This is a genomic window from Nonomuraea basaltis (genome assembly GCF_005893125.1).
In the GTDB taxonomy this organism is placed as follows: Bacteria; Actinomycetota; Actinomycetes; order Streptosporangiales; family Streptosporangiaceae; genus Nonomuraea; species Nonomuraea basaltis.
This window is the reverse complement of record NZ_VCJS01000197.1, coordinates 1-23,636: the sequence shown is the minus strand read 5'-3', so window position 1 is coordinate 23,636 and position 23,636 is coordinate 1. Positions and strand designations below refer to the sequence as shown.

Genomic DNA, 23,636 nt, shown 5'->3' with positions numbered 1-23,636 from the left:
CGCAACGGCAAGGCCGTCCTCATCGAGCCCGAGCCGACCTGACACAACTCACCGCGAAGCATCATCGCTCATTGCCGCTCGGGGTTCGCTGCCGCCTGCCCACGTGAAGGTCGAATTTTCGGGTCAGCTCCACCAGTCCTGCTCGGGCAGCCTGAGCCACACGTCAGGTTGATCTGTGATCGATCGGGCGTCGGTCGGTTGCAGGCCCGCACCGGCGAAGCAGTAGGCCACTGCTTGGTAGTGGTAGAGGTAGGCGGTGAGGATATCCTCCGTGGGTTCGTCGGCGGAGATGGCACCCCCGCCGGGATGGGTGTCCCATTCCTCGATGACGCCGTCGCGGGCGACGGCTCCCTGGTTGCCGCTCTTGGCGTTGGCGAACATCCCGTAGCAGACAGAGCCGACCGATAAGCGCTTCATGACGCCGGGGGTGGACGCGTTGTATCCCCACGGCTGGAAGACGACGCATCCGCCGGGCACGTCCGTGATGCCGATGACGGCCAGGCTGTCATCCAAGTCCGAGAACGGATCATCCATAATCTCTTCGATGTCGTTGTCATCAGCCGGTATGGCCTCCAGTCGCCGTGCCGCCTCGGCGGCGGTGATGCCGGCCACACAGGCGACGCTGAAGCCGTCTTGGTCCAAGTGGCCCAACGCGTTGATCAGATGCCTGGCCTTGGCCACGGCGGCGGTCTCGGCGGCAGACAGGCCAGCCTCGCTGGCAGGAAGAGTGAACAGATCAGGGGTTGGAGTGGCCAGACTGAGCCGTCCGGGGGACCAGCCGTTCATCATCGGCCGCCACGGGTCCGCTCCGGCGGCGACCAGGACGCGGGCGTTGTCGGGGCGGCTGTTGAAGACGGCTTCCCAGAGGGCGGTACGGCCCTCGTGTTCAGCATCGACGTCGTCGACGCGCCGGGCCAGTTCAGCGACCACCTCGGGTGAACCGCATGCTGCGGCCGCGTGCAGCGGCCGTACATGGAAGTGCACGCCCGTGTTGGGATCGGCGCCCGCGTCGAGCCGGGCGCGGATCAGACTAAGGTCCGTCCAGCCATCCCAGCCGATTCCGGACCATCCGGTTCCATCGTTGACGACCATGACACTCCTTGAGGGACGTATGGGATCTTTGAACGCCGATCATGGCGTACGGGGCCGACAGCTTCGGGCTGGGCCGCAGTCGTTGCCGCAAGAGGGCGGCGTTCTCCGATGGTCATACTGGCCGCTGAGAGGCCAGGCGGAGTCAGCAAAAAGTCAGCGGACTCGCTGACACGGAAGCGCAGCCGAGATCAACGGACGTCATCCCTACAGCACTCGACGGCACCGGATAGCATCCGGTGATCGGAAGCGGCACGCCCCACCGGGGTTCGCATCGAAGGGGTCCAGAGTTCAAAGCCCCTCATCTTTACAAGATCAGGAGCCTCGATTCCCAAGGTGGGATTGGAGCTTTGATTGTTGACGGCTGTGCCGCACCGAGGCGTCGTTGCCTATGCGGCCTACATCGCGGGAGATCGCGTGTGCGGATCCTGGCGTGACCTGATGGACGGGGTCCAGGTGGAGTGTGACATGGCCGTCATCTGATGTCGGTAGCTGCATGTCACGTCGATCGGGACGGGGAGCCTATTCGGGGCGGAGGCGTCCCAAGAGGGAGTGGATGGGCGTGATGCGTTGGTTCTGGTTGCTTATCGTTCTCGTCCTGGTCGGATGCTCGGCCACGGTGATGTCGCGGTCCTGTACGTACCAGATCTGCCTGCGCCTCCGCTGCGCATCACCCCGGTGCCCACGCTTTCGCTACGCATCCCCTGGGGGTCGTTCGGCGATGCCCGCTTGCTCAGTTATCCGAAGGGCGCAAGAAAAGTTGTGGCACAGCCGATCAAGATCGATGATCGTATCGAGGCTGAAGGTCCGGACATATACAAGAAACATCAGGTCACCAGGATGGTGCTCGCGCTCACCGCCGACGTGCGCGTGGGTATGAGTGGCGCCCCGCTGATCGTTCAAGGCGGCACGGTCGCCGGGATGGTCATCGCTGCGGAGCCGAATGATCCGAACCGCGGGTATGCGCTGGCCGCCGAGGAAATCCTTCCCATCGCCAACGACGCGACCAAAGCCACGAAGCATGTCTCGACACGCAAGTGCGATCCAGGCCAGTGATAAACGAGTGTCGGCGCTGCTCGGCTGGTCCGTGGAGGCGGTTCCTGGGATTCAGGCCTGGGAGTTGGGTGGCAGGGCGAAGGGGTCTTCGGGGAGGAAGCAGCCGTAATCCTGCAGCGGCATTTGGTCCTCGAGTACGATCCGCTGGAGTTCGCCGGCGGGGGACAGGCCGTCCGGGCGGTCCAGGACGCGTTGGCCCGGCTGCGGACTGCTGTGGCCGCATCTGATCAACGTCTCCGGTCCATCGGCCGCTAGCCGACCGAAGCGGTCCAGCAGAATGTGTACCGCGTCGTACACATCGCGGACGTTTTCGGCCGCGCTTTCCGCGCTGGCCTCGGGGTAGAGATCACGGTACGCCGCGCGGGCCGACGCCAGGAAACGCTCCGGATCCACGATCACCACGTCCCGGCGGGTGCGCACGCTGATCGTCATTCCCGCCGTAGGAACCGTCTGCTGATCCACCGTCTGAAGGTAGCCCACCCAGCCACAGTCGCCCCAGGGCAGGACATTCACGCCGAGGACAACGGATCGAGCGACGGCGGGATGTTTGCCGGTGCCTCACACCACCATGATCACGAACTTCTGAACGACTGCGGCGAAGTACGGCCGGTAGACGCGGGCGCGGATCGTCTCACGTGATGCGCTGACTGCTTGAACCGCCCCGGGAGACCGCGGCGAGGAAACCGCCGACGAACGCATCGCCGAGTCCGATGGTCGTGGGCGCGGCAACGTCAAGATCGAAGCCAGGCAGGCAACGAACAACCCCGCCCATTCGGCCTTCCAGAGCCGCGGCGAACTCCAGCGCCTCCGTTCGCCTCGGCCGGTTCCGCATGAGTTCGTAGTGGTGGTTCGTGTACTCATCGCCGTGGCAGTAGCGGGTGCTGGCGATCACGATGCCCCCGTTCAGTGGCTCTGCGTACTCGCCGGCTCTCTCGCCGAATGCTGCCGACCAATACTTGGTATGCACAACCAGGGTCGTCACGGGGATGAGAGCTTGCAGCGATTCGAGGGCGCGTGCCACCTCCGTCACGGAGAGCAGGTTGACGGCGTAGCCCAGGTGCGACTGCATCTCGTCTTCGTTCAGTCCGTAAATGTCGATGACTTCCAGAAGCGCGTCGCGGACCCGTTGACTGAGGCCCGGCTCGTGGAATCCGGCATCCTCGTAGTAGACGACTGCCTCGGCTGGAAGTTGCCGCATGTGGCTTCTCAGCGTGGACAGACGCCGGTCAAGTGTTCGCTGGTCCCGTACCGCGTTGAATCCCGAGATCAGAAAGACCCGTGCGTCGCGAAGCAACGAGCCCAGTTCGCCACTCAGCAGCATGGACTCGTTCGCCGGGTCGTTGACGTAGATCAATCTGTTCGGAAATGGCGCGCGGATGTCGATGTCACCTGCTCGAACCCGCATGTCCTGGTCGTACTGCACGATCAGGTGCGGATAGAGGGTGTCCTGGTCGCCGCTACAGATGTAGTCGCAGCTTGCCGGCAGCAGGCGGCGGACGATGTCGTTGAGACTGACCAGGTGCAGGGTGGATGGTACGCCGAGCCGGCTCATCTCCATCGCCGCTCGAACGGAGGTTCCACCCAGAGCCGTTCGTTTGGGGAACCGCCCTGCGAATGCGCTCAGGCATTCGGAGGAGGCGACGAAGTGCTCGCCTCCTCCGCCCTTTTTGAGGTACGTGAGAATCGAAATGACCAGTTCGCGCTCGTTGGTCACGGTGACAGATGAAGTCAGCTCGGCATTGTGGATCTGGTACTCGCCGACAAGTTGCTCCAAGACCGACGAGGACAGCTTGAGTTCGTAGTCGACGCATCCCCCCAAGCCCAGGACTACATGACTGGTCATATCAGTACAGAGATGCCTTGCCGGCCGCTTCGAAGAGGTCGATCTTCTGCCCGGCCACCGCCTTCATCGCATCGATGCACGGCGGCTGGATGGAGAGCGGTTCACGCAGGCTCTCATCGGCCAAGACTTCGCGCATCTTCATGTGGTAGGCCAGCTTGATGTCACTCGAGATATTAATCTTGTTAATACCGAGCTTGACCGATTGCGCAATCTCGTCGTCAGGATTGCCCGAGCCGCCGTGCAGCACGAGTGGGATCTTGACCCGATCCTTGATTTCCTTCAGCAAGTCGAGCTTGAGCTCCGGCTTCAGGGTCTTCGGGTAGATGCCGTGATAGGTGCCGATGGCCACGGCGAGGCTGTCCACCCCCGTTGCCTGCACGAAGGTCACGGCGTCCGCCGGGTCGGTGTAGATGATCGCGTCGCTGCCGTCTTCGGCCTCGCTGTCGGTCTTGCCGATCGTCCCCAGCTCCGCCTCGACCGACAGGCCGACCGCGTGCGCGGTGTCAGCGACCTTCTTGGAGAGCGCGATGTTGTCCTCGAAGGACTGCATCGAGGCATCGATCATCACCGAGGTGAAGCCGATCCGGATCGCGGTCAGCATCTCCCGATAGGTCGCGCCGTGGTCCCAGTGAATCGCGATCGGCACGGACGAGCGATGGGCTCGTTGGGTCATCGCGGCGATCACGTCCGCTCCGATGTGCCGTACCTCGTCGGGATGGATGCCGATGAAAAGCGGCGCGTTCTTCTCTTCGCTGATGTCCACGATGCCGTTGAACATGGCGTAGTCGCTGATGTTGAAGGCGGGCACGGCGAAGTTTCTTTCGTTCGCGACAGCCAAGAGCACCTTGCCGGTCGTCAGCATTGCTGTATTTCTCCTTCTGAGCAGTAGATTATCGCTCGGGACGGGGATGATGTGTCAGGCCTTGACTGCGCCGGAGGCGAGGCCGCCGATGAATCGCCGCTGGAAGAGGAGGAACAACGCGAGCACCGGGATGGACCCCAGGATGCTCATGGCCATCATCTGATTCCACTCGTAGGAGTGCTGGCCCATCAGGAGCTGGATACCGATGGGAACGGTGCGCATGTCGTCGGTGCGAGTGAGGGTCAGCGCGAACAGGTATTCGTTCCACGAGATCATGAAGGTGTAGACGCCGACGGCGACCAGCCCAGGAATCGAAATGGGCACCAGGATCCGCCAGAGAGCCGTCCAGCTCGACGCCCCGTCCACCTTGACGGATTCATCCAATTCCCGGGGCAGGGTGTTGAAGTACGCGGTCATCATGATGATCGCATAGGGCAAGGTGAACACCATGTGCGTGAGGATCAACCCCGGATAAGTATTGTACAGGCCGAGCGCCACCACGAGACCAAAATAGGGAATGACGAGTGTGATTGGCGGCACGGCCTGAACAGTGACGATCACGGCGTTGACGGATCGCTTCAGCGGGAAGTTGTAGCGGCTGAATCCATACGCCGCGAGGATCGCCACGAACAATGTCAATACTGTCACCGACAGCGCGACGATGTAACTGTTGATGAAAAACCGCAACTGGGTCTCGTCGCCCAGGATCTTTGCGTAGGCGTCGAACGAGAAGTTCTCGGTGATCAGCCGCGGCGGAACCTGGAAGACTTCCCCATTGGTCTTGAACGACGTCGACAGCATCCACACGACTGGAAGACCGGCGAAGGCCGCGCCGATGCACAAGCCTGCGAGCACGGCGATCTTCGCGCCGAGGCGCCGCCTTTTGCGGGTGAGCACGGGGGATCACCTCTCCTTTTGCAGGCGAACGTAGAAGAAGGCCAGAATCATCGTGAGCAGCAGGACTATGACGGCGGCGGCGGACGCGGTGGCGAACTCGTAACTGCTGAAGGCTTGCTTGTAGGTGTAGGTGCTGAGCATCTCGGTGACATTCAGCGGGCCACCACCGGTAGTCATCCAGATGAGGGCGAACTGCTGAGAGGTCCAGATGAGATCGAGCACGGCCATGCTGAGGAGTATCGGTTTCAGCTGTGGAATCGTCACATTGCGAAACTGGCGGAAAGTGCTTGCGCCGTCCACGGAGGCCGCCTCGTACAGAACGGGGGAGATTCCCTGCAACCCGGCGAGGATGCTGATCATGAAGAAGGGGAAGCCGGCCCAGATGTTGATGAATGTCAATGCCCAGAGCGCCATGTTCGGGTCGGAGAGCCAGCTCACTTCCTCTCGCATCACGCCGATCGTGGTCAGGATGTAGTTGACCACCCCGGACGGGTCCAGCATGAGCCGCCAGATGACCGCGATCACGGCGACCGTGAACAGCCAGGGCAGGATGTAGACAATGCGGAAGATGGCTTTCGTCACTCCGCTCAACAACGGCGTGTTGAGCATCGTCGCGAAGGCCAGCCCGAGGCCGAGGTGAGCGACAGTGCTCACGGTGATGAAGATGAACGTGTTCTTCAGCGCTGCCAGGAAGTCGGGATCGGTGAGCACCGTGGTGTAGTTGGCGAGGCCGGCGAAGACCGGATTCTGCTCGACGATCACGTTGTCCTTGAACGAATAGCTGACCACCATCGCGATGGGGATGATCATCAGAACAAAGATCAATATCAGCGTCGGCGAGAGATAGCCGTACGGGACAACACGCTGCACGGGGAAAGGCCGCGTCCTTCTCCTTCGGTCCGCAGAGGATTCCGATGCCGATTTTGCGGCTCCCGGGGAGGCCGCGGGATCGAGTTTCACGGTTTCCATCGATGTCTCCTTGGTTCGGGGGCCGCGCCGCACGGTCGGCGCGGCCCACGAAGTACGGACGGTCAGAGCACCGGCGCCCAGGCCTGTTGCGCATTGTTGAGGGCGTTGTCGACACTCTGCTTGCCGGTGAGCACGAGCTGCAGCTGCTCATCAAAGCTGCGCATCAGGTCTTCGGACTTCGGCAACCCCACGAACTCGTTGGCGGGATACCCCGCCTTGTAGATGTCGAAGGCCGTCTTGAACAGCGGGTCACTCGTGCTGAAGTCCGGCTCGGCCGTCTTGTTGCCAGGGAAGCCGTTCGCCAACGTGCTCAGCTGGGCATTCGCCTGCTTGTTCATCAAGAACTCGACCAGCTTGAACGCCTCGGCCTTGTGTGCCGAGGACTCTGCGACGCCGATACCCCAGGACGCGTACGGGATGCCGCGCTTGCCGGTGTAGCTGTCCTCGGCAGGAATCGGCACCACCGTGAAGTTCAGCTTCGGATTGTTCTTCTTGATCAGCGTGATGTGAGCCAAGGAATCGATCATCATGCCGATCTGGCCGGTGGAGAACTTCTCGACCTTGTCCTGCTCTTTCATGGTGAGTGCTCCGGGCGCGATGACGCCCGCGTCGTTCAGGCTCTTGACGTACTCCACGGTGCTCTTGACGCCTTGGCCGGTCAGGTCGGGCTTCCCGTCCTTGGTGAGCATGCTGCCGCCCGATGCCCACAGCCATGACATCACGTCATTCTGGACGCCGTTGGGAACGGCGGCGTCGAGTGGCAGGGCCCAGCCCTTGACGTTGCCGCCGAGCGCGCTGATCTTCTTGGCCGCCTCCAAGAACTCCGTGCGCGTGCTCGGAGGCGTCTTGACCCCCGCCTGCGAAAGCAGATCGTCGTTGACGAACAGGGGGTAGACGAAGTTCACCACGGGGATCATGTAGGTCTTCCCCTTGACCTGTATCTGGCTCGCGAGCTGGCTTGAGTCGTACTTCGCAGCTGCCATGAGCGCGGACAGGTCAGCGATGGCACCCTGCTTGGCGAAGTCGCTCACCCATGCGCCGTCGAGGCCCACAACATCAGGCAGCGTCCTCGACGCCGCTCCGGACACCAACTGCTGCTTCGTGGACGCGTACGGACCACTCAACAGCTTGACCTTGATGGTCGGGTTCTGCGCCGTGAATTCCGACATGAGCTTGTCGAACGATCCCGCCGGTAGCTCTGGCGCCCACCACTGCGCAAACTCCAGCGTGACGGTCCCGTCCCCGCTTGATCCCGCGCTTGATTCTGAGTTAGAACCACACCCCACGGCCGTGGCGCCGATCATCGCCACCGCCATCACCCCGAGTAGTCGCCTCGTCCGGCCCTGCAACCGGGTGCTGCCTCCGGTCATCGCGACCTCCTTGCTGTGCAGGTGTTACCGCTCTTTGCTGGTTTCCGCCACATTAACAACGCATGACGCCACCTCACAAGACCTAGTAATGCAACACCCGGCTAGAAACCGCACAGTTCGGCATGCAACCGGAATGGGCGTGCTGGCGCAGCAGGCTTCCCGCGCCGGGCCTTCGGAGTAGGCAGCATCTTGCCTGGAAGGGGCAGTGCTGTGCGGTAATCTGCAGTTCTAGGCCTGTATCACTCCTCGGTTGCGTTGATCCGTAGCGCAGCTACCGCAGAGATGGGAGGGTTAGTGACCCTTGACGAAGACGACCGGCAGCGTCGTCTACCTGCAGGACGTAGAGCCCAACTGGCGGCATACGTCGCAGAGACCGGGGAGGTCACGGTCGGCGCACTCGCGGAGCGCTTCGGCGTCTCCATCGACACGATCCGGCGGGACTTGGACCAGCTCAGCGCCGACGGCGTCTTGGTCCGCACCTATGGCGGAGCGGTCAGTCAGTCGACCCTTTCTCGGGTCGACCGGGCCGTGGACGTGCGGCTCAAGATGGAAGAACACGAGAAGGAGAAGATCGCGGTACTTGCCGCGTCGCTGGTCAAAGATGGGTCAATCGTCATGATCAACGGCGGTACGACCACTCTTGCCGTGGCCCGGAACCTGCGCAACCATCGGGACCTGACAGTGGTGACGAACAGTCTGCTCGTCCCCCCGGCGCTGTCGCCCTCGGCCGTCCGCGACGTGTACTTCTTCGGCGGCGCAGTCCGCACTCTCACGCTGACCACCATCGGCCCCGTCAGCTTCCAGGCGTCCGACGGAAGCGAGCTGGACATCAGCTGCGATCTGGCGTTGATCGGGGTCGGCGCCGTTTCAGCGGCCGCCGGGTACACGACGAGCAACCTCGCCGAGGCGGCGATGATGCGAGAGATGATCTCTCGGGCGGCGCGCGTGGCGATCCTGGCCGACTCGTCCAAGTTCGGTCGCCGGCTCTTCGCCCAGGTGTCCGAGCTCCGGGGCGCCGACTACCTCGTCACAGACTCCACCCCGCCGCCCGATCTTTTGGACGCGCTGACGGAGAACGAGGTAGAACTGATCATGCCGGAAACTCTCGAAGGCGCCCCTGAGGCCAATCAAGATTCCCAGTAGTTCGGGTGACGAGCAGGTGGCGGCCTGTCCGGGTGCCGATTCGTGTCATGGCCGGTCATTTCGAGGTGGCCGAGAACACCGCCCGCCTGGTCCTGACCACCGCCCGGAAGCTCCAGAAATGACCGGATGACTCGCGTGTGACCCATAACGTCACTGGCCGTTCCCCATGGCAGGAGAACGGCCAGTTAAAGATGGTCGCCGCCAGGGACTCGACCCCCGGACCCGCTGATTAAGAGTCCCCTCGATCATGGAAACATGCGTCCGGACGGACACTTGCACGTCCGTCTACGGTCCGGTTCGTCCGCACCTCCGCTGATTTTCGTGCCGGCCCGTTCGTCCCCTGCTCGTCCGGTTTCCGACGCCCGAGCACCTACCGAGCACCCTGGCCATGAATGGCGGCCGCTACCGGTCACGCTGCGTGGGCCTCGAAGCAGACGGAGCCGGGATCGTTAACAGGCCTGAGCCGAACGTCGGCGTCGAGAGCCGCGGCCAGCCGGCGCAGGAGGGTGACTGTAGGGGTGGTGCCGCCTTCTTCGATGCATTCGATGTCGTCGTCGGTCATTCCAGACGCTCGGCCACCTCGGCAACGCTGAGTCCCAGCGCCCGCGGTGCATGCGCTGCGCGTCATGTTGAACCAGAACTACACTCGCATCGCCGATCGGCAGGCAGGTGACCGACACGATCCATCAAGCCCTGCACGATCGCGGGCTTGGTTCTGCACTACGACCCGGATGACAAGGTTGAACTGGTGGAGATCGGCTACTCAGAGTGACGATCGAGGCGTACGAGCTCGGCGTTCGTGGATTCTCGGATACTTCCGGCGCAGGTCACCGGCTAAGTTCGTCCGGTTGGCGATCACGGTTAAGTGGCGTCGCATCGAAGTGGTAATGGGTTCAAAAGCCCCCTCAGCTGCACAAATAGACAGCGGCCCGATTCCTGGCTGCGGAATCGGGTCTCGTGGGGCATGAGTTCGTACATCAGGCCCGATGGTCCCGCTCAGGCATTCGCAGCCAGATGCCGGGTGGGCCGAGTCTCGACAGCGGCTGGAGATCAACACGGGGCGAAATGTTGATGAGAAATGACAGCGCCCGCTCCGCCGTGATCACGCGGAAGCGGTCGCCGTTGAAATCAGGTATCTGAGTAGCGCAGGGCCAGGCCGTGATCGTGGGCAACCGCCAGCCCTTGAGCCCCTCCAGCCGGAGCGGGCGGCGGCCGGCAGCGTGGTTTGCTCGTCCCGGCCATGCCGATCATCGCTTGCACGCCGTGCCCCGCACGAGCGGGCGGCTCATTCTCGGTCGGCGATTTCGGCTGCCCACGCGCGCAGCCCGGCCAGGAAGCCCTCCCGCTGCTGGGGCGTAAGCGCGTCCATCGCGCGCAGGAGCGGGCCTGCCCGCATCTCCAGGAACTCCGTCACGACGGCGCGGTGCTCGGGGCTGAGGTGGACGAGCGTGCGCCTTCGGTTGGCCGGGTCGGGGGCGCGGTCGGCCAAGCCGGCCCGGCACAGGTCGCTCACCAGGTCGCTGGCGTTGGGCAGGGAGACGCCCAGCCGTGCGGCCAGTTCGGAGACGGTCAGCGGGGAGTCGATGCCGAGTTGCGTGACGACCGCACCGTGGCGCCGGGTAAGGGAGTGGCTCTCGAAGACGGTGCGCAGGCCGTCGGGCATCCCCGGCGCGGGGTGCTGGCGGAAATAGACGGCCACCTGGGGGATCAGTTCGAGGATCTCGCGCCGGGCCGCCTCGGAGTTGCTGGACATGGACACGGAGTATACAGTTCAAAAAATCAAACAGTTAAACTATTTGAACTGTGGAGGTGTCGTGTCGCAACAGCGTGCGCTCCGGGTCAGCCTGCGCGTCGACGGCATGGGGACGGCGATCTTCGGCGTCCTCGTGCTGGCCGGCGGGCAGAGGCTGGCCGACGTGATCGGCGTGCCCGGCTCCTGGATTGTTCCCATCGGCGTCGGCATGCTGGGCGGAGCCGTCCTTCTGCTCATCTTCAGCGGCCATCCCGCCCTGCCCCGTGTCGCGGTCGCGGTCAACGCCGGCTCCGGCGTCGTCATGGTAGGGCTGGCGGCAAGCGGCGTCCTGCCGCTCACTGGGCTAGGCATCGCCTTCATGCTGGCCGGGGCCGCCTGGGTGGCAACGTTCGCGATTCTCGTGCTCGTCCTGCTGCGCCGGGCGGAGGGTACCCGATGAAGATCGTGGTCTTCGGCGCCAGCGGCGGCACGGGGCGCGAGTTGGTCGAGCAGGCTCGGGCGGCCGGCCATCACGTCACGGCGGTGGTGCGCGCGCTGGGAGATCTCGCTGACACCGCCGTGGCCGACATCTTCGACCCTCCGGCGCTAATCCCGGTCCTGACCGGGACCGACGCCGTCCTGTCGGCGCTGGGGCCGCGCGGGCGTACCGTGACCTGGAACGCATGGAGCGAACCCTCTCGGCCAGTGACAGCGACTGGACGGTCCTGCGGCCGCCCTACCTCACCAACGACCCGCCCGCCGGTCGCTACCGCACCGCGATGGATGCCAACGTCCCCGGCTGGAGCCTGGCACGGAGCGATCTCGCCCGCGCCATGCTCGACGTCCTGGACCACCCCGCCACCATCCGCCGGGCCGTGGGCGTCGGGCCAAACCAAGGAAGCGCTCCGTGTCGGCGGGCGGCCTCATAAAGCGCTTCCATGTTCATCTCGTCGGCAGGTGTGGCTTCAAGACGCGCTATCGCCTCGGCTGCGCTGACGTCGGCCTGTCACAAGGGGTGGCGTGCACGCGGTCGCGTTGCCGAGAGCCTGTGACGAGACGGTCGCTGGCCGTGGCGGTCCGGTCCGCGGAGGCCAGGTGCTGCGTTTGTGATCCTGCCTGTCGGACGAGACGGCATGATGCGGGCATGACGTTGTCGACGGTGTTCACGGAGATGCTCGGCGTGCGGTACCCGATCGCGCTGGCGCCGATGGGTGGGTCGGCCGGTGGCGCGCTGGCCGCAGCTGTCTCCCGCGGTGGCGGGTTCGGGATTCTGGGCGGCGCGTATGGGGATCCGGAGTGGCTGGCACGTGAAGTGCCGATCGTCGCGGGCACTGAAGGGCCGTGGGGTGTCGGATTCCTGACCTGGGGGATCGATCTTGCCACGGTGGAGCTGGCGCTGAGCTACGGCCCCAGCGCCGTGATGCTGTCCTTCGGCGATCCGAGCCCATACGCGGAGCATGTCCGCCGGGCAGGGGCTCTGTTGATCCTCCAGGTCACCGATCTGGAGGAGGCCAAGCGGGCCGTGGACCTGGGCGCCGATGTGATCGTGGCTCAGGGAACCGAGAGCGGTGGGCACGGGGCCGTGCGCGGGCGGTCCACTTTGCCGTTCGTGCCCGCGGTGGTGGATCTCGTAGCTCCGGTTCCGGTGCTGGCAGCGGGCGGGATCGCCGATGGACGCGGTGTGGCGGCGGCTCTCGTGCTGGGTGCTGCCGGAGCGCTCATCGGCACCCGCTTCCAGGCCACCACCGAGGCCCTGGTCGATCCCTCGATCACCAAGGCGATCCTCGAGGGGCGGGGCCAGGACACCGAGCGGAGCACCGTGCTGGACATCGCACGAGGCTCCAGGTGGCCGTCGAAGTACCCCGCCCGCACCCTCGGCCACCCCTACCTCGACCGCTGGCGCGGCCGCGAGGCCGAGCTCGCCGCCGATCCCCAAGCCCTTCAGGACTACCAGGACGACGTGGCACGCGGTGCGATCCCGCCGCTGCCGGTTTGGGCGGGCGAGGCCGTCGACCTCATCACCGACCTGCCCTCGGCGGAGGGCCTGGTCACCGCGATGGCCACCCAGGCCGAGGACGCACTGACCCGAGCGGGACGCCGCTGACCCACCAACCGTCAGTGCCGTTCCGGCTCGTTCGTCACGTGCAGCCAGTACGGTGGCCGTCCGGCGGATCCGGCGCCGACTACGCGAGGAGTTTCGCGCGATGCGCGGCGCTTCGGCATCGGCGCTGATCTGGAAGCTCAGTCCGATCATCTCCGGATGGGCGTCCTACTACCGGACGGTGGTCTTCAGCGCCACGTTCAACGCGCTGGACGACTACGTAGGGAAGCTCGCCTATCCGACGTTACGCGGTGGCTACCCGCGCCGGTACTGGCGACAGGACCACGGAGGCGTGCTGTTCCGTCGAGTGCTCGATGGCTACCTGCACATGCTGCGCAGTCTCACATTGCTCGGTCATGACGTGATCTCGGAGGCGGTGATCACACCGCCGATGTTGGATCACTACCTCGCTCTGTTCGAGGGGATTCCGGTGCTGTTCGTCGGGATTCGGTGTCCCCTGGAGGAGGTGGAACGACGTGAGCAAGGGCGAACCGACAGGATGACGTCGGTGCCGCCACTTGATGAGCCGGTCCATGCGCATGGTTGCTATGACGTGGAGGTGGATACCTCCGTTCACGGGCCGGCGGAAGTCGCCAAGCTGATCGTTGCCGCTCTGCCCGGAGGGCCCTTCGGCCCCCGTACAAGGGCAATTCGGAGCAGGGCAGCCCAGGAAGGCCGGTGTGGGGGAGATGTCAGCGGCGATCCAGTGCGGTGGCGCCGTCGAGTGATTCCCGGATGATGTCGGTGTGCCCGGCGTGCCGTGCGGTCTCCTCGATCAGGTGCAGGAGCACCCATCGGACCGACCAGTGCGCGCAGTCCTCAAGAGCACATGCCTGACCGAGATCGGTGACCGAGTCGATCACTTTCGTGGTCTCGTCCGCCACGTTGGCATAGTCGCCGAGCAGGCTCTCTATGGTGTCTTCCCGTTCGATTCGCAGTTCGGCGTCCCAGTCGGTGACGGGCCAGAGTCCTTCGGGGCGGCCGGCCACTCCCGCGACGATCCAGCGTCGCTCGACATGGGTCACGTGTTTGAGGATCGCGGCGAGCGACAGATCGCTGGCGCTGGGAGCAGAGACGGCCTGCTCCAGGGTGAGGTCACGCAGGGCGGCACGGATCGCGTGGCGCTGCTCCTCCAGAAAGGCCAGCAGGGCCGAGCGCTCATCGGGTAAGGGCGGCAACAGATTCGGCATGCGCTCAGCGTGTCAGAGGCCACTGACGTTCAAGGCGTTGAGCAACCAGGTTGGTCCACGGGGTACGCATCAGTCTGGCGCCACATCGTCCCTCTCCCCGCTCTCTGATGGTCCTAGACCTCGACGCGATAGCCGCTGGCCTGGGTTTCGAACAGCCGGGCGTAGCCGTTGCCCGCGGTGATGAGGTCGTCGTGGGTTCCCTGCTCGACGATCCTCCCGTCGCCGAGCACCACGATGAGGTCGGCGTCCCGTACCGCGCCGAGCCGGTGCGAGACGAGCAGGCTGGTGCGTCCTGCCCGGTGCTCGCGCAGCCGCCGGTGCACCTCGTATTCGGCCTCCGCGTCGAGACCTGAGCTGGGTTCGTCGAGGATGAGCAGGTCGCGGTGCTCGCGTACCAGTGCGCGGGCCAGGGCCAGTCGCTGCCACTGGCCTCCGGAGAGCACCACTCCGGCGTCGTCTTCTGGTCCGAAGAAGATCCGGCTCAGCATCGTGTCGTACCCGTGAGGCAGGGCCCGCACGAACTGATCGGCTCCGGACATCTCGGCGGCGGTCTGGATCGTGGTCCGGTCGGACATCGCCTCGAGTTCGCCGACGCCGATGTTCTCCGCCGCGGTGAGGTCGTAGCTCATGTAGTCCTGGAAGAGCACGCCCATCCTGGCGCGCAACTCGGACGGCGGTACGTCGCGAATGTCCACGCCGTCCCAGAGGATCGCCCCGCGGGACGGATCGTAGAAGCGGCACAGCAGTTTGATCAGCGTGCTCTTGCCTGCTCCGTTGAGCCCTATCAGCGCGACCGACGCGCCGTGGGGGATCGTCAGGTCAACGCCGCGCAGCACCCAGGGGTGGCTCTCGTCGTACCGGAACCACACGTCGCGGAGTTCGATGCCGCGCCGGAGGGCCGGCAGCGCGGCGGGCCTGTGCGGCGGTGGGAGGTCGTCGGTGAGCGACATCACCCGCTCGTGGTGGTCGAACAGGAGCAGCGCGAGGCTCGCGTTGGCCGCGTTCTCCACGGTCGCGATCAGGGCGGCCTGGGTGCCGGCCACGGCGGCGGCGAAGGCGGTGACGTCGCCCAGGGTAAGCCGCCCGGCCAGGGCGGAGTACACCGCCCAGACCAACCCTGTGCCACTGACCAGGGCGGACAGTGTCGCCAGTAACGACTGCGTGAGCGCCTCCCGCCGGTCCAGCCGCCGCTCGGCCGTCTGCATCGAAGTGAGCTCGCCGATGACCCGGCGCCTGAGGAAGTCGCCGAGCCCGAAGAGCCGGACCTCCTTGGCGGCCTCCACGTCGGTGATCAGTGAGGAGTAGAAGATCTGCCGCCGGGCCGCCGCAGACTGTCCGGCGATCATTTTGGTCCGCCGCTTTTCCAGGGACATCCTGGCGGCGAGGGTGGGCAGCGCCGCGACGGCCACCAGCCCGGCCATCAGGGGGCTCAATACGGCCAGCGCGCCGAGGAGACCGGCCAGAGTGATGACGTTGCGGCAGAGGTCGAACAGGCCCGAGGTGATCGGCCCCATCGCGCCGCCTGTGGCCTGCGTGGCCATCCGCAGCTCGTCGAGGAAGGCCGGGTCCTCGAACCGTGACAGCCCCTGGAACCCGTTCACCCTCGTGTACAGGCGATCCTGCAGCAACAGGTCGAGCCGGCGGTCCGACTCGGCCCGCAGGTATCCCGTGACGTGGGGCAGCACCCCGGCGGCCAGCCCCAGCGCGACGAGTCCGGCGACCGGTCCCAGCACCCGTTCCAAGAGACCCGCCGCCAGCCCGTCGATGAGCAGTTTCGTCATCCACACGGTGCCCGTGGGCAGCAGCCCGGCCACGACGGTGACCGCCAGCTGGGACATCGCCAGCACAGGTCCCGCCCGCCAGCACAGTAAACCCAGTGTGGCGGCCCGTCGCAGCCGATCCGAGGTCATGTCGCCGTCGACATGGCGGTGAGTTCGGCAAGCTCCGTGTGCGCGGCCACGACCCTGCCCTCCTGATCGGCCCGGAGGAAGGTGGGGAACGCCTCCACGCCGAGGGTGTGCATGAGACGGCCGGCCTCGTCGCCCGTGATCACGCTCGACACGCCGCCGACCACGGCGACGAGGTCGTCGACCTTCGCGCCGTCGCCGGTGATGACCGCCAAGGCGGGCTGCTTCCCCGCCGCCTCGGCGAACTGCGGTGCGCGCTCGTGACACGTGCTGCAGCCGACGTCGAAGAAGCCCACCAGTCGCGCACCCGCCGCGGCCTCGGGGAGCGTGCGACCGACCAGCACGCCGGGATCGTACGGCATGAGCATCGAGCGTCCGGCGAGGCGCTCCAGCTCAGCGGTGTGCTCGCGGAGCCGGCGGAGCACCCCCAGGGTGAGCACCAGGTTGAACAGGCACAGGAGGCCGACGAACACGACAGCGGCAACCAGGAAAGGCATCAGGCAACCTCACTTCAGACGGTGAACAGCTCCATCAGGTCGTCGAGGCGCACCACGAGCAGGGCGCCCACGCCGGCCGCGACGAGTGCGAGGACGACACCGGCCGGATGTGGAGTGGACGCACCGGTGATGGTCCAGGCGGTGAGCCCGACGCCGCCGAGGGCGGCCAGGACGAGGTTGCGCACCACGTGCACCCGGCCGAGCGGCGTGACGGAAGCGCCGAAGCACCGGCACGGCGCCTGCCGCCCTCGGCGCAGGGCGGCGAGGATGCCGCCGGTCAGGACGACGAGCGTCCCCACAGCGGCCGCGAACCCCAGCGGTACGGTCGACGGCAACGCCAGCAGGAGGACCGCCGCGGCCTCAGCGGCCAGTAGCGCGTGCGCGCCCGCTACGGACACGCGTCGCGGGAGGACGTCGAGGACCACGACGGAGGCCACGAACTCGTCGAACGCCGCGCGGCCGCGGACCTTCCCCACGAACGCGATCGCGAAGACGGCGGCCAGCAGGGCCCGACACGCGATCAGGAGATACAGCAAGTCTTCACCTCGCGCTGGGTCTGGCGGCGGGCACCGCCGCCAGACCTGGGTGTCCTACCTAGCCACCGCAGACTCTGTACACGTAGCAGGACCCGCAGCGGGTCGAGCCGCCTGCGGTGGTGCAGAGCTTGCGGTAGTCGGAGCGCTCCCTGCAGTAGCAGTGGACGTACCACTCGGCGGCCGCCTTCGCGGACGCCTTGGGCACCAGCTTGTCGAGAATCCGGTCGCCGAGCCTGCCAAGAACAGCAGTCATGGAATTGCTCCTTTGGTAGCGATGCGGTTAGCCGAAACCTATGCGGAGGCCATACAGCACCCCATACAGCCGCGCTACAACCGGGCGGTGAGCAGCCTCTCCAGCACCGGATCGCGCCGCGTCGCGGGATCGGCGAAGAGTTCCGCGGCCTTGCCGGCGTCCGCTGCGGCACGCGGATCGCCAAGGACCGCGCGTGCTCTGGCGAGCTGGCGGATGCCGGCGGCGTGGCCGTAAGCATCGCCGATCTTGGTGGTCAGCTCCAGGACGCGGTCCAGGTCGGCCGCGGCCGCGGCCGGATCATCCTGCCGCAGACGGATCTCGGATCTGCTGAGCAGAACCTCCCACTGATCCTCCCGGTTGCCGGTCTCCGCACAGCGGACCAGTGCCTCCGCCAGCACCGCCAGCGCCTCCTCCCGCTGGTCGAGCAGGCAGTGGGCGCGGCCGAGCGCAGCCAGCGTGATGCTCTCGCCGTACAGGTCGCGATCGGCCCGCCGGATGGACAGGCACCGTTCGAAGCGGTCCACCGCCTCGGTGTACCGGCCCAGCCGGAGCAGGACTTCACCCAGGTTGTGCGCGACCAGCCCGACACGGTTCGACCCGTGCGCCTCGAGCAGCAGCAGGCCCGCGCTGATGTGGTCGAGGGCCGCGTCGAGATCTCCGGTCTGCATGCACAACCAGCCCAGGTTGTGCAGCGCCAGCCCTTCCTCCCCGCGCTCGCCCATATCACGCCAGAGATCGAGCGCCCGGCGCAGGAGGCCGTGCGCCGCCTCGGGCCGGCCGGACCTCCACTCCACCAGCCCCAGCGTCGCCAGCGTGGGCGCCTCCGCGGCGCGGTCACCGTCACGCCGCGCGACCTCGACGGCGAGCCGCGCGATGGTCTCGAGCTCCCGCCAGTAGCCGCTCTTCATCGCGATGGCCTTGATCAGGGCCATCAGCTCGACGACGAAGCCGCCCGGCTCCCCTTTCGCCGCCTGTACGGCTGCCGCCACCAGGCACGGCAGTTCCGTGTCCAGCCACCGCACGGCCGCGGGGAGATCCCGCAGGCCCGCACCGGATTCGCGGGTGCCTCCGCTGGTTGGCCTCAGGTGCGGTTGCAGCAGACCCTGCAGCTGGCGGCAGCGGTCGAGGTACCAGTCCAGGGCCCGTCCGACCGCCCGCGTGCGCTCCTCCGGCGCATTATGGGCGGCGGCCAGCTCCGCGGCGAAGAGCCGCAGCAGGTCGTGCATGCGAAACCGGCCGTCGCCGACCGGCTCGAGCAGTCGTGCCTCGGTCAGCTCGTCGAGCGCGGCCTCTGCCCTCGTCTGGTCGACGTCGGCCAGCGCGGCGGTGAGCTCGACGCCGACTTCGGGCACCTCCAGCACGCCGAACACGCGGAAGGCCGCCTTCGCGGTGCTCGTCAGCGTCCCGTACCCGACCTCGAAGCAGGTTCGCACCCGCAGGTCGGCCGCCTGGAGCTCGTCCAGCCGCCGCTGCTGGTTACCCAGCCGCTCGCCGAATCGGGCGAGCGACCAGTCGGGCCGGCCCGCCAGCCGGGCGCCGGCGATGCGCAGCGCCAGCGGATGGTAGCCGCACCAGCGCGCGATCTCCGCGGCTGCTTCCGCCTCGGCGGTCACCCGCTCCGGACTGGTCAGCAACGTCAGCAGGCGCACCGACTCCGCCTCGTCGAGCATGCCGACGGCGATGGGCACGGCCTCCATGGTGGTCAGCGCGGCGCGGCTGGTGACCAGTGCCGCGCAGCCGCTGCCCGCCGGCAGCAACGGCGCCACCTGGGCGGCGTCGACGGCGTTGTCGAGGACGATCAGGACACGCCGGTCGGCCAGCAGCGACTGGTAGTGGGTGGCCGCCTCCGCCGGTGTCGCTGGGACGTCGCCGGGCGGTACTCCCAGCGCGCGCAGGAAACGGCCGAGCACCTCGGCCGGCCGCAGGGGCGGCAGGCCGGGCGTGGATCCCTGGAGATCGACGTAGAGCTGGCCGTCGGGATAGCGGTCGGCCACGCCGTGTGCCGCCTTCAAGGTGAGCGCCGACTTGCCCGCACCTCCGGGGCCGTGCAGCGCCACCACGGATGGGCCCGCCCCTTCGTGCAGGACGGTGTGCAGGTGTGCCAGCTCGGCCGACCGGCCCACGAACACCATGGGAGCTCGCGGAAGCAGACGTGGACGCGAGTGCCCGTCATCGACGGGCACGGCCGCGGTGTCACGGTCGGCTGCCAGCAGAGCGGTGTCCCTGCGCAGGATCGCCTGCTGCAGCTGGCGCAGGTCCGGCCCGGGATCGATGCCCAGTTCGTCGGCCAGGACCCGGCGAGCGGCCCCGAACGCGTCCAGTGCGCCGACCACGTCGCCACTGCGGTACAGGGCCACCATGAGCTGACCGTGCAGCCGCTCGCGCAGCGGATACTGCCCGATCACCTCGCGCAACCGCGTGGCCGCCGTCGCGTTCCTGCCGAGAGCGAGCTGGATGTCCGCGTGTTCCTCCACCACGCCCAGGTAGTGGTCGGTGAGGCGGGCGACCACCTCGCGCAGGGTGGGCCCCAGCGGCACGTCCTCCGCCGCGGTCCCGTCCCACAGCGCCAGGGCTCGGGTGAAGGCCTCCTCGGCGGCGCTCAGATCACGCCTGGCCAGCGCCTGGCGACCGCGTGCGGAAAGCGCCTCGAACTCGAAGAGGTCGAGCTCCTCCGGTCCGGCCCGCAGCAGGTAGCCGACGTCCGCGGTGACCAGCCGCTCCTCGTCCGGTAACAGCTTGCGCAGTTGCATGAGGTAGGTGCGCAGGTTCGCCACCGCGGAGCGGGGTGGCCGCTCGTCCCACACCTCCGCCACCAGTGACCTGATCGGGACGACGTGACCCGCCCGGGCCAGCAGCATGGCGAGAACGGTACGTTGCTTGGGCGCCGTGATCCTGACCGGCGCTCCGTTGGCCTGGATCCGCATTGGGCCGAGAAGTCGAAACCGCACGATGTACCCGCCTTACAGCGGTGGCCCACCCAACCGGCGAAGCGCGACCCCGAGCAAGCGGTCGGCGTCGAAGAACCCGCGCTGCCGGGAGTCGACGCTGTCGGCGTTGTCACCCAGGACGACCAGCGCGCTGGCGGGCACCCGGGTCACGCTGTCGTCGATCCCCGGCGGCACCGGGTCTCCGGGTAACGCGACGGCACGCTTGATGTTCCACTGCCGGCCGTTCGGGTCCGCCGGTCCGAGCTCCGCAGGAGTGAGCGGCGGCTCGAGCACGACCACATCGCCCATGCTGACCTGGTCGATCCGGCGCCTGCGCACCAGAACCCGATCGCCGTCGGACAGCGTCGGTGCCATGCTCGTCCCCTCGACCGTGACCACTACGTAGCGCCTTCGCGCCCACAGGGCTGCCCACCATGCCGCCAGTACGAACCCACAGATGATCATCTTCATGGCGCTCTTCCACGGTCGGCCCCCCGGAGGGGTGCGTCTTTCCGCGAAACGATCTCCGCTGGGACGCGACCCTATCAAGGCACCGCTCTGCCGTACGGCTGGTCGCAAACTTGGGCAGATCCCCGCATCCGTACGGTGGCAGGCGGTCAGGCGACGGGGACCCAGGCGAACCGGCCGTCGGCGCAGCGCTCGGCACGTCCGAAGACCACGTCGGCGAAGTGGCCGCCGTAGCCGATCGTGTCGGGGCGGCTCAGTTCTTCGACCAGGCGGCGGCGGTGCTCGGCGGATTCAGCGGGGTCGTGGTCCAGCCCGCAGGACCATTCGGGGTGGGTGACCTGGACCGGCGAGTGCAGGGCGTCGCCGAACGCGATGAGCCGCCGGTCGCCGCCGGTGATGGTGTAGGTGGTGTGGCCGACGGTGTGTCCGGGCGCGAACGAGACCCGGACGCCGGGGAAGATCTCCTCGCCGTCCTCGATCGTGTGAACCCTGGGCGCCATGACAGCGAGCCGCTGCTCGGTGGCGCCACCCTCGGCGGCAAGGTCGCGCCGCTCCCACTCGGGCGCCGCAACCAGATGGGCGGCGTGCGCGAAGGGTGGTGCGTCGTCGCCGGGTGCCGTGCTCCAGGTCCAGCCCAGGTGGTCGGTGTGCAGGTGGGTGATGGCGACGGCCTCGATCTGCCCCGGCGTACGGCCCAGCCGGCGCAGGCCGTCCAGCAGTTCACCGCCGTACAACTGCCCCAGCAGCGGGTTGGCCGGGTCGTCGGGGTAGGACTCGGGTCCGAACCCGGCGTCGATGAGCAGCGCTCGATCACCTCGCTCGACCAGCAGCCCGCCGATCCCGGCGACCAGGAAGCCGCCATCGTCGAGGTGGTCGCGGTGGTTCGCCCAGTCGGCGGCGGTGGCGGCGGGCAGCCAGCCGCGCGGCTTGAGCCGGACCACCCCGTCCGGGACATAGGTGATCGTCAGGTCCCCCAACTCGAGCGAGCGGATGCCCGGCGCGTGGCTCAGTCGCGCGCGGTCGAAGACGGTCGTCGTGGCCATGATTCCTGCCTTGTGCTCGGGGAGACGCCGCCGGACGGCGGCACAGGCAGAACGTTACAACTAGAACGATTCCAATTGCAATCATTCGAGTTGTAGTAGAATCCGGCCATGACCGACGAGCGCGAGACCCAGGCCCAGGCCGACCGCCGGCTCTGCGGCCTGGTCAACGGCCTGGCCAAGCAGATCGAGGCGCACGTCCGGGCCCGCGCGGCCACCCTCGGCCTGACCGCCTCGCAGGGCGTCGCGCTGCGCGAGCTGACCGGTCCCATGACCTTGCGTGAGCTCGCCGAACGGATGAGCTGCGAGCCCTCCAATGCCACCTTCGTCGCCGACCGCCTCGAGGAACAGGGCTACCTCGAGCGCCATCCACACCCCGGCAACCGCCGCGCCAAGCAGCTCGTCCTGACGTCCGCGGGTGCCGAACTCCAGGAGCGCCTCCTGGATCTGCTCTCCAAGGACTCCCCGCTGGCCCCGCTGTCCCCCGAGGAACACGACGCCCTGCAGCGCCTCCTCACCCGCGCCGTCGTCCGCTGATCCGCTAGGACCACCTCCCAGGGGCTCGCCTCCCCAAGGCCACCAGCCCCGAAGCGAAGATCGCGGAGAAGCCGTCCCAGGATGTCGCGCCACCACGGAACACCGTCTGGAACTCGGTCGAGCGGGTCGCCACGGTGGTTCGCCGGCACTCAAACGGTCAGCGTCACCTGTTTGCACCAGCTCAAAGCCGAACCCTCGGAATAAGGCGAGGGAGGGCGCTGTTTACGCAACAAGTTCAAATTTGAACTTCTGGCGAAGGGATCGTCATGGAAATCGTCTTCATGCTCGTCATGAGCGCCATCGTCGGCAGCCTCCTCACCGGTGCGGTGGTCGCCCTCGTGCTGAGCGGCATCAGGGACCGGCAGTGGCCGGTGCTCTGGCGGCGGCGCGTCGTCTACCGCGGCTTCGTGCCCCGCTGACTCCCGCCAGGTGCGCCAGCCGCTCGGCAGTCACATCGCCCATGACTCATGTGCCGATCGTGACATTGTCGCCACTCACTGTCAGTAGATCTAAGAAACAGCTCCAAGGTCACTTCGATCGGTGAGCGGGGCGGGTGATGCGGGCTTCAGGGGCTGTTCGGTCCAGATGCATTTGCCGGTGGCGGTGTAGCGGGTGCCCCAGCGGTGGGCGATCGCGGAGATCAGTTGGAGTCCGCGTCCGCCTTCGTCGGTGTCGGCGGCGCGGCGGATGCGGGGTGTGGTGAGGCTGCCGTCGGAGACTTCGCAGGTGAGCACGTTGCTGCGGAGCATGCGCAGGTGGATGGGGCCCTTGGCGTGGCGGATGACGTTGCCGACCAGTTCGCTGGCCAGCAGTTCGGTGGTCATCGACAGGTCGTCCAGGTCCCAGGCGTGAAGCTGGGTCCGGACGTGTTCGCGGGCCTGGCGCGCGGCTCTGGGGTGCTTGGGCAGCGGCCAGGAGGCCATGTCGTCGTCCGATAGCGCGTGGGTGCGGACGACGAGCAGGGCGGCGTCGTCGGCGGTCCCCTCCCTGCCGGGCAGCAGGGTGGCGATGAGGCTGTCGCACAGGGATTCGAGGCACTCGGCGTAGTTGAGCTCCGGCGCGGCGGTGTGAACCTGGTGTCGGCACGGCGCTCCGGGCAGAGCCCCGGAGATCGTGCCGCTGAGCGCCTCGGCGAGGTCGGCCATGCCCTTGTCGATGTCGAGGGTGGAGGATTCGACCAGGCCGTCGGTGTACAGCACCAGCAGACTGCCTTCGGGCA

Annotated in this window: 25 protein-coding genes and 1 pseudogene; 8 read left to right on the top strand and 18 right to left on the bottom strand. The window is 66.8% G+C overall.

Translation table 11 applies throughout. From position 1 onward, the window contains the following. Positions 1-123: 123 nt before the first annotated feature. Positions 124-1,092, bottom strand: coding sequence for an ankyrin repeat domain-containing protein (locus tag EJK15_RS52755; RefSeq protein WP_138718022.1), 969 nt, complete (start codon positions 1,090-1,092; stop codon positions 124-126). 603 nt (positions 1,093-1,695) lie between these two features. Between EJK15_RS52755 and EJK15_RS52750 the strand changes: the two genes are divergently transcribed. Beyond that, the gene (locus EJK15_RS52750; protein WP_138718021.1) at positions 1,696-2,145 is read left to right on the top strand and encodes a SpoIVB peptidase S55 domain-containing protein; all 450 of its coding nucleotides are present in this window, start codon (positions 1,696-1,698) and stop codon (positions 2,143-2,145) included. Positions 2,146-2,196: 51 nt separating this feature from the next. Here EJK15_RS52750 and EJK15_RS52745 read toward each other — a convergent pair whose 3' ends face one another. The 6 genes from EJK15_RS52745 to EJK15_RS52720 all read right to left on the bottom strand — a co-directional run bounded on the left by EJK15_RS52745 (position 2,197) and on the right by EJK15_RS52720 (position 8,086). Continuing rightward, on the bottom strand, positions 2,197-2,607 hold the full coding sequence (locus EJK15_RS52745; protein WP_138718020.1) for a hypothetical protein: 411 nt from the start codon (positions 2,605-2,607) through the stop codon (positions 2,197-2,199). 169 nt (positions 2,608-2,776) lie between these two features. After that, positions 2,777-3,988: an ADP-dependent glucokinase/phosphofructokinase gene (locus EJK15_RS52740; protein ID WP_138718019.1), complete on the bottom strand. Its 1,212-nt coding sequence runs from the start codon at positions 3,986-3,988 to the stop codon at positions 2,777-2,779. 1 nt (position 3,989) lies between these two features. Further along, entirely contained in the window at positions 3,990-4,850 is an 861-nt protein-coding gene (locus EJK15_RS52735) for a ketose-bisphosphate aldolase (RefSeq protein ID WP_138718018.1), read from the bottom strand. Between the two features lie 54 nt (positions 4,851-4,904). Continuing rightward, complete coding sequence (locus EJK15_RS52730) at positions 4,905-5,747, bottom strand: carbohydrate ABC transporter permease (protein ID WP_138718017.1); 843 nt, start codon at positions 5,745-5,747, stop codon at positions 4,905-4,907. 6 nt (positions 5,748-5,753) lie between these two features. Beyond that, positions 5,754-6,716 (bottom strand): carbohydrate ABC transporter permease, encoded by a 963-nt coding sequence (locus EJK15_RS52725; RefSeq protein WP_138718016.1) that lies wholly within the window; start codon positions 6,714-6,716, stop codon positions 5,754-5,756. Between the two features lie 62 nt (positions 6,717-6,778). Further along, entirely contained in the window at positions 6,779-8,086 is a 1,308-nt protein-coding gene (locus tag EJK15_RS52720) for an ABC transporter substrate-binding protein (protein WP_138718015.1), read from the bottom strand. Between the two features lie 255 nt (positions 8,087-8,341). Here EJK15_RS52720 and EJK15_RS52715 point away from each other — a divergent pair, with 255 nt between their 5' ends. Then, positions 8,342-9,229 (top strand): DeoR/GlpR family DNA-binding transcription regulator, encoded by an 888-nt coding sequence (locus EJK15_RS52715; protein WP_206061650.1) that lies wholly within the window; start codon positions 8,342-8,344, stop codon positions 9,227-9,229. Between the two features lie 409 nt (positions 9,230-9,638). Here EJK15_RS52715 and EJK15_RS52710 read toward each other — a convergent pair whose 3' ends face one another. Then, entirely contained in the window at positions 9,639-9,791 is a 153-nt protein-coding gene (locus EJK15_RS52710) for a helix-turn-helix domain-containing protein (protein ID WP_240777774.1), read from the bottom strand. A gap of 723 nt (positions 9,792-10,514) precedes the next feature. Then, on the bottom strand, positions 10,515-10,982 hold the full coding sequence (locus EJK15_RS52705) for a MarR family winged helix-turn-helix transcriptional regulator (protein ID WP_138718014.1): 468 nt from the start codon (positions 10,980-10,982) through the stop codon (positions 10,515-10,517). A 61-nt stretch (positions 10,983-11,043) separates the two neighbouring features. Between EJK15_RS52705 and EJK15_RS52700 the strand changes: the two genes are divergently transcribed. From EJK15_RS52700 to EJK15_RS52685, 4 genes and pseudogenes are all read left to right on the top strand, one after another. Continuing rightward, positions 11,044-11,421, top strand: coding sequence for a hypothetical protein (locus tag EJK15_RS52700; protein WP_240777773.1), 378 nt, complete (start codon positions 11,044-11,046; stop codon positions 11,419-11,421). After that, positions 11,418-11,890, top strand: a pseudogene (locus EJK15_RS52695) (NAD(P)-dependent oxidoreductase). Before EJK15_RS52700 ends, EJK15_RS52695 begins: the two are co-directional and overlap by 4 nt. Before the next feature lie 215 nt (positions 11,891-12,105). Next, positions 12,106-13,065 (top strand): NAD(P)H-dependent flavin oxidoreductase, encoded by a 960-nt coding sequence (locus EJK15_RS52690; protein WP_138718013.1) that lies wholly within the window; start codon positions 12,106-12,108, stop codon positions 13,063-13,065. A gap of 52 nt (positions 13,066-13,117) precedes the next feature. Next, positions 13,118-13,801 (top strand): phosphotransferase-like protein, encoded by a 684-nt coding sequence (locus tag EJK15_RS52685; RefSeq protein WP_206061649.1) that lies wholly within the window; start codon positions 13,118-13,120, stop codon positions 13,799-13,801. On the opposite strand, the gene EJK15_RS52680 is transcribed toward EJK15_RS52685, so the two are convergent. The 8 genes from EJK15_RS52680 to EJK15_RS52645 form a co-directional block, all read right to left on the bottom strand. Further along, entirely contained in the window at positions 13,755-14,252 is a 498-nt protein-coding gene (locus tag EJK15_RS52680) for a DinB family protein (protein WP_138718011.1), read from the bottom strand. The two genes, EJK15_RS52685 and EJK15_RS52680, sit on opposite strands and share 47 nt — an antisense overlap. A gap of 113 nt (positions 14,253-14,365) precedes the next feature. Then, positions 14,366-16,162 (bottom strand): ABC transporter ATP-binding protein, encoded by a 1,797-nt coding sequence (locus EJK15_RS52675; RefSeq protein ID WP_138718010.1) that lies wholly within the window; start codon positions 16,160-16,162, stop codon positions 14,366-14,368. Continuing rightward, positions 16,159-16,656 (bottom strand): TlpA family protein disulfide reductase, encoded by a 498-nt coding sequence (locus EJK15_RS52670; protein ID WP_138718009.1) that lies wholly within the window; start codon positions 16,654-16,656, stop codon positions 16,159-16,161. The genes EJK15_RS52675 and EJK15_RS52670 overlap by 4 nt, the downstream gene beginning before the upstream one ends. A 14-nt stretch (positions 16,657-16,670) precedes the next feature. Continuing rightward, entirely contained in the window at positions 16,671-17,192 is a 522-nt protein-coding gene (locus tag EJK15_RS52665; RefSeq protein ID WP_138718008.1) for a MauE/DoxX family redox-associated membrane protein, read from the bottom strand. 58 nt (positions 17,193-17,250) lie between these two features. Further along, the gene (locus EJK15_RS52660; RefSeq protein WP_138718007.1) at positions 17,251-17,445 is read right to left on the bottom strand and encodes a hypothetical protein; all 195 of its coding nucleotides are present in this window, start codon (positions 17,443-17,445) and stop codon (positions 17,251-17,253) included. A gap of 74 nt (positions 17,446-17,519) precedes the next feature. Further along, positions 17,520-20,393 carry an AfsR/SARP family transcriptional regulator gene (locus tag EJK15_RS52655; protein ID WP_138718006.1) on the bottom strand — a complete coding sequence of 958 codons (2,874 nt, stop codon included), beginning with the start codon at positions 20,391-20,393 and terminating at the stop codon, positions 17,520-17,522. A 12-nt stretch (positions 20,394-20,405) separates the two neighbouring features. Continuing rightward, positions 20,406-20,843, bottom strand: coding sequence for a S26 family signal peptidase (locus tag EJK15_RS52650; RefSeq protein WP_138718005.1), 438 nt, complete (start codon positions 20,841-20,843; stop codon positions 20,406-20,408). A gap of 146 nt (positions 20,844-20,989) precedes the next feature. After that, the gene (locus EJK15_RS52645; RefSeq protein ID WP_138718004.1) at positions 20,990-21,883 is read right to left on the bottom strand and encodes an MBL fold metallo-hydrolase; all 894 of its coding nucleotides are present in this window, start codon (positions 21,881-21,883) and stop codon (positions 20,990-20,992) included. A gap of 108 nt (positions 21,884-21,991) precedes the next feature. Between EJK15_RS52645 and EJK15_RS52640 the strand changes: the two genes are divergently transcribed. Together EJK15_RS52640 and EJK15_RS71625 are read left to right on the top strand one after the other, a co-directional pair. Then, on the top strand, positions 21,992-22,417 hold the full coding sequence (locus tag EJK15_RS52640; RefSeq protein ID WP_138718003.1) for a MarR family winged helix-turn-helix transcriptional regulator: 426 nt from the start codon (positions 21,992-21,994) through the stop codon (positions 22,415-22,417). Positions 22,418-22,683: 266 nt separating this feature from the next. Then, positions 22,684-22,836, top strand: coding sequence for a hypothetical protein (locus EJK15_RS71625; protein ID WP_171075047.1), 153 nt, complete (start codon positions 22,684-22,686; stop codon positions 22,834-22,836). A 90-nt stretch (positions 22,837-22,926) separates the two neighbouring features. Here EJK15_RS71625 and EJK15_RS52635 read toward each other — a convergent pair. Continuing rightward, positions 22,927-23,636: SpoIIE family protein phosphatase (locus tag EJK15_RS52635; protein WP_171075046.1), on the bottom strand; the 710-nt coding region annotated here is incomplete at its 5' end.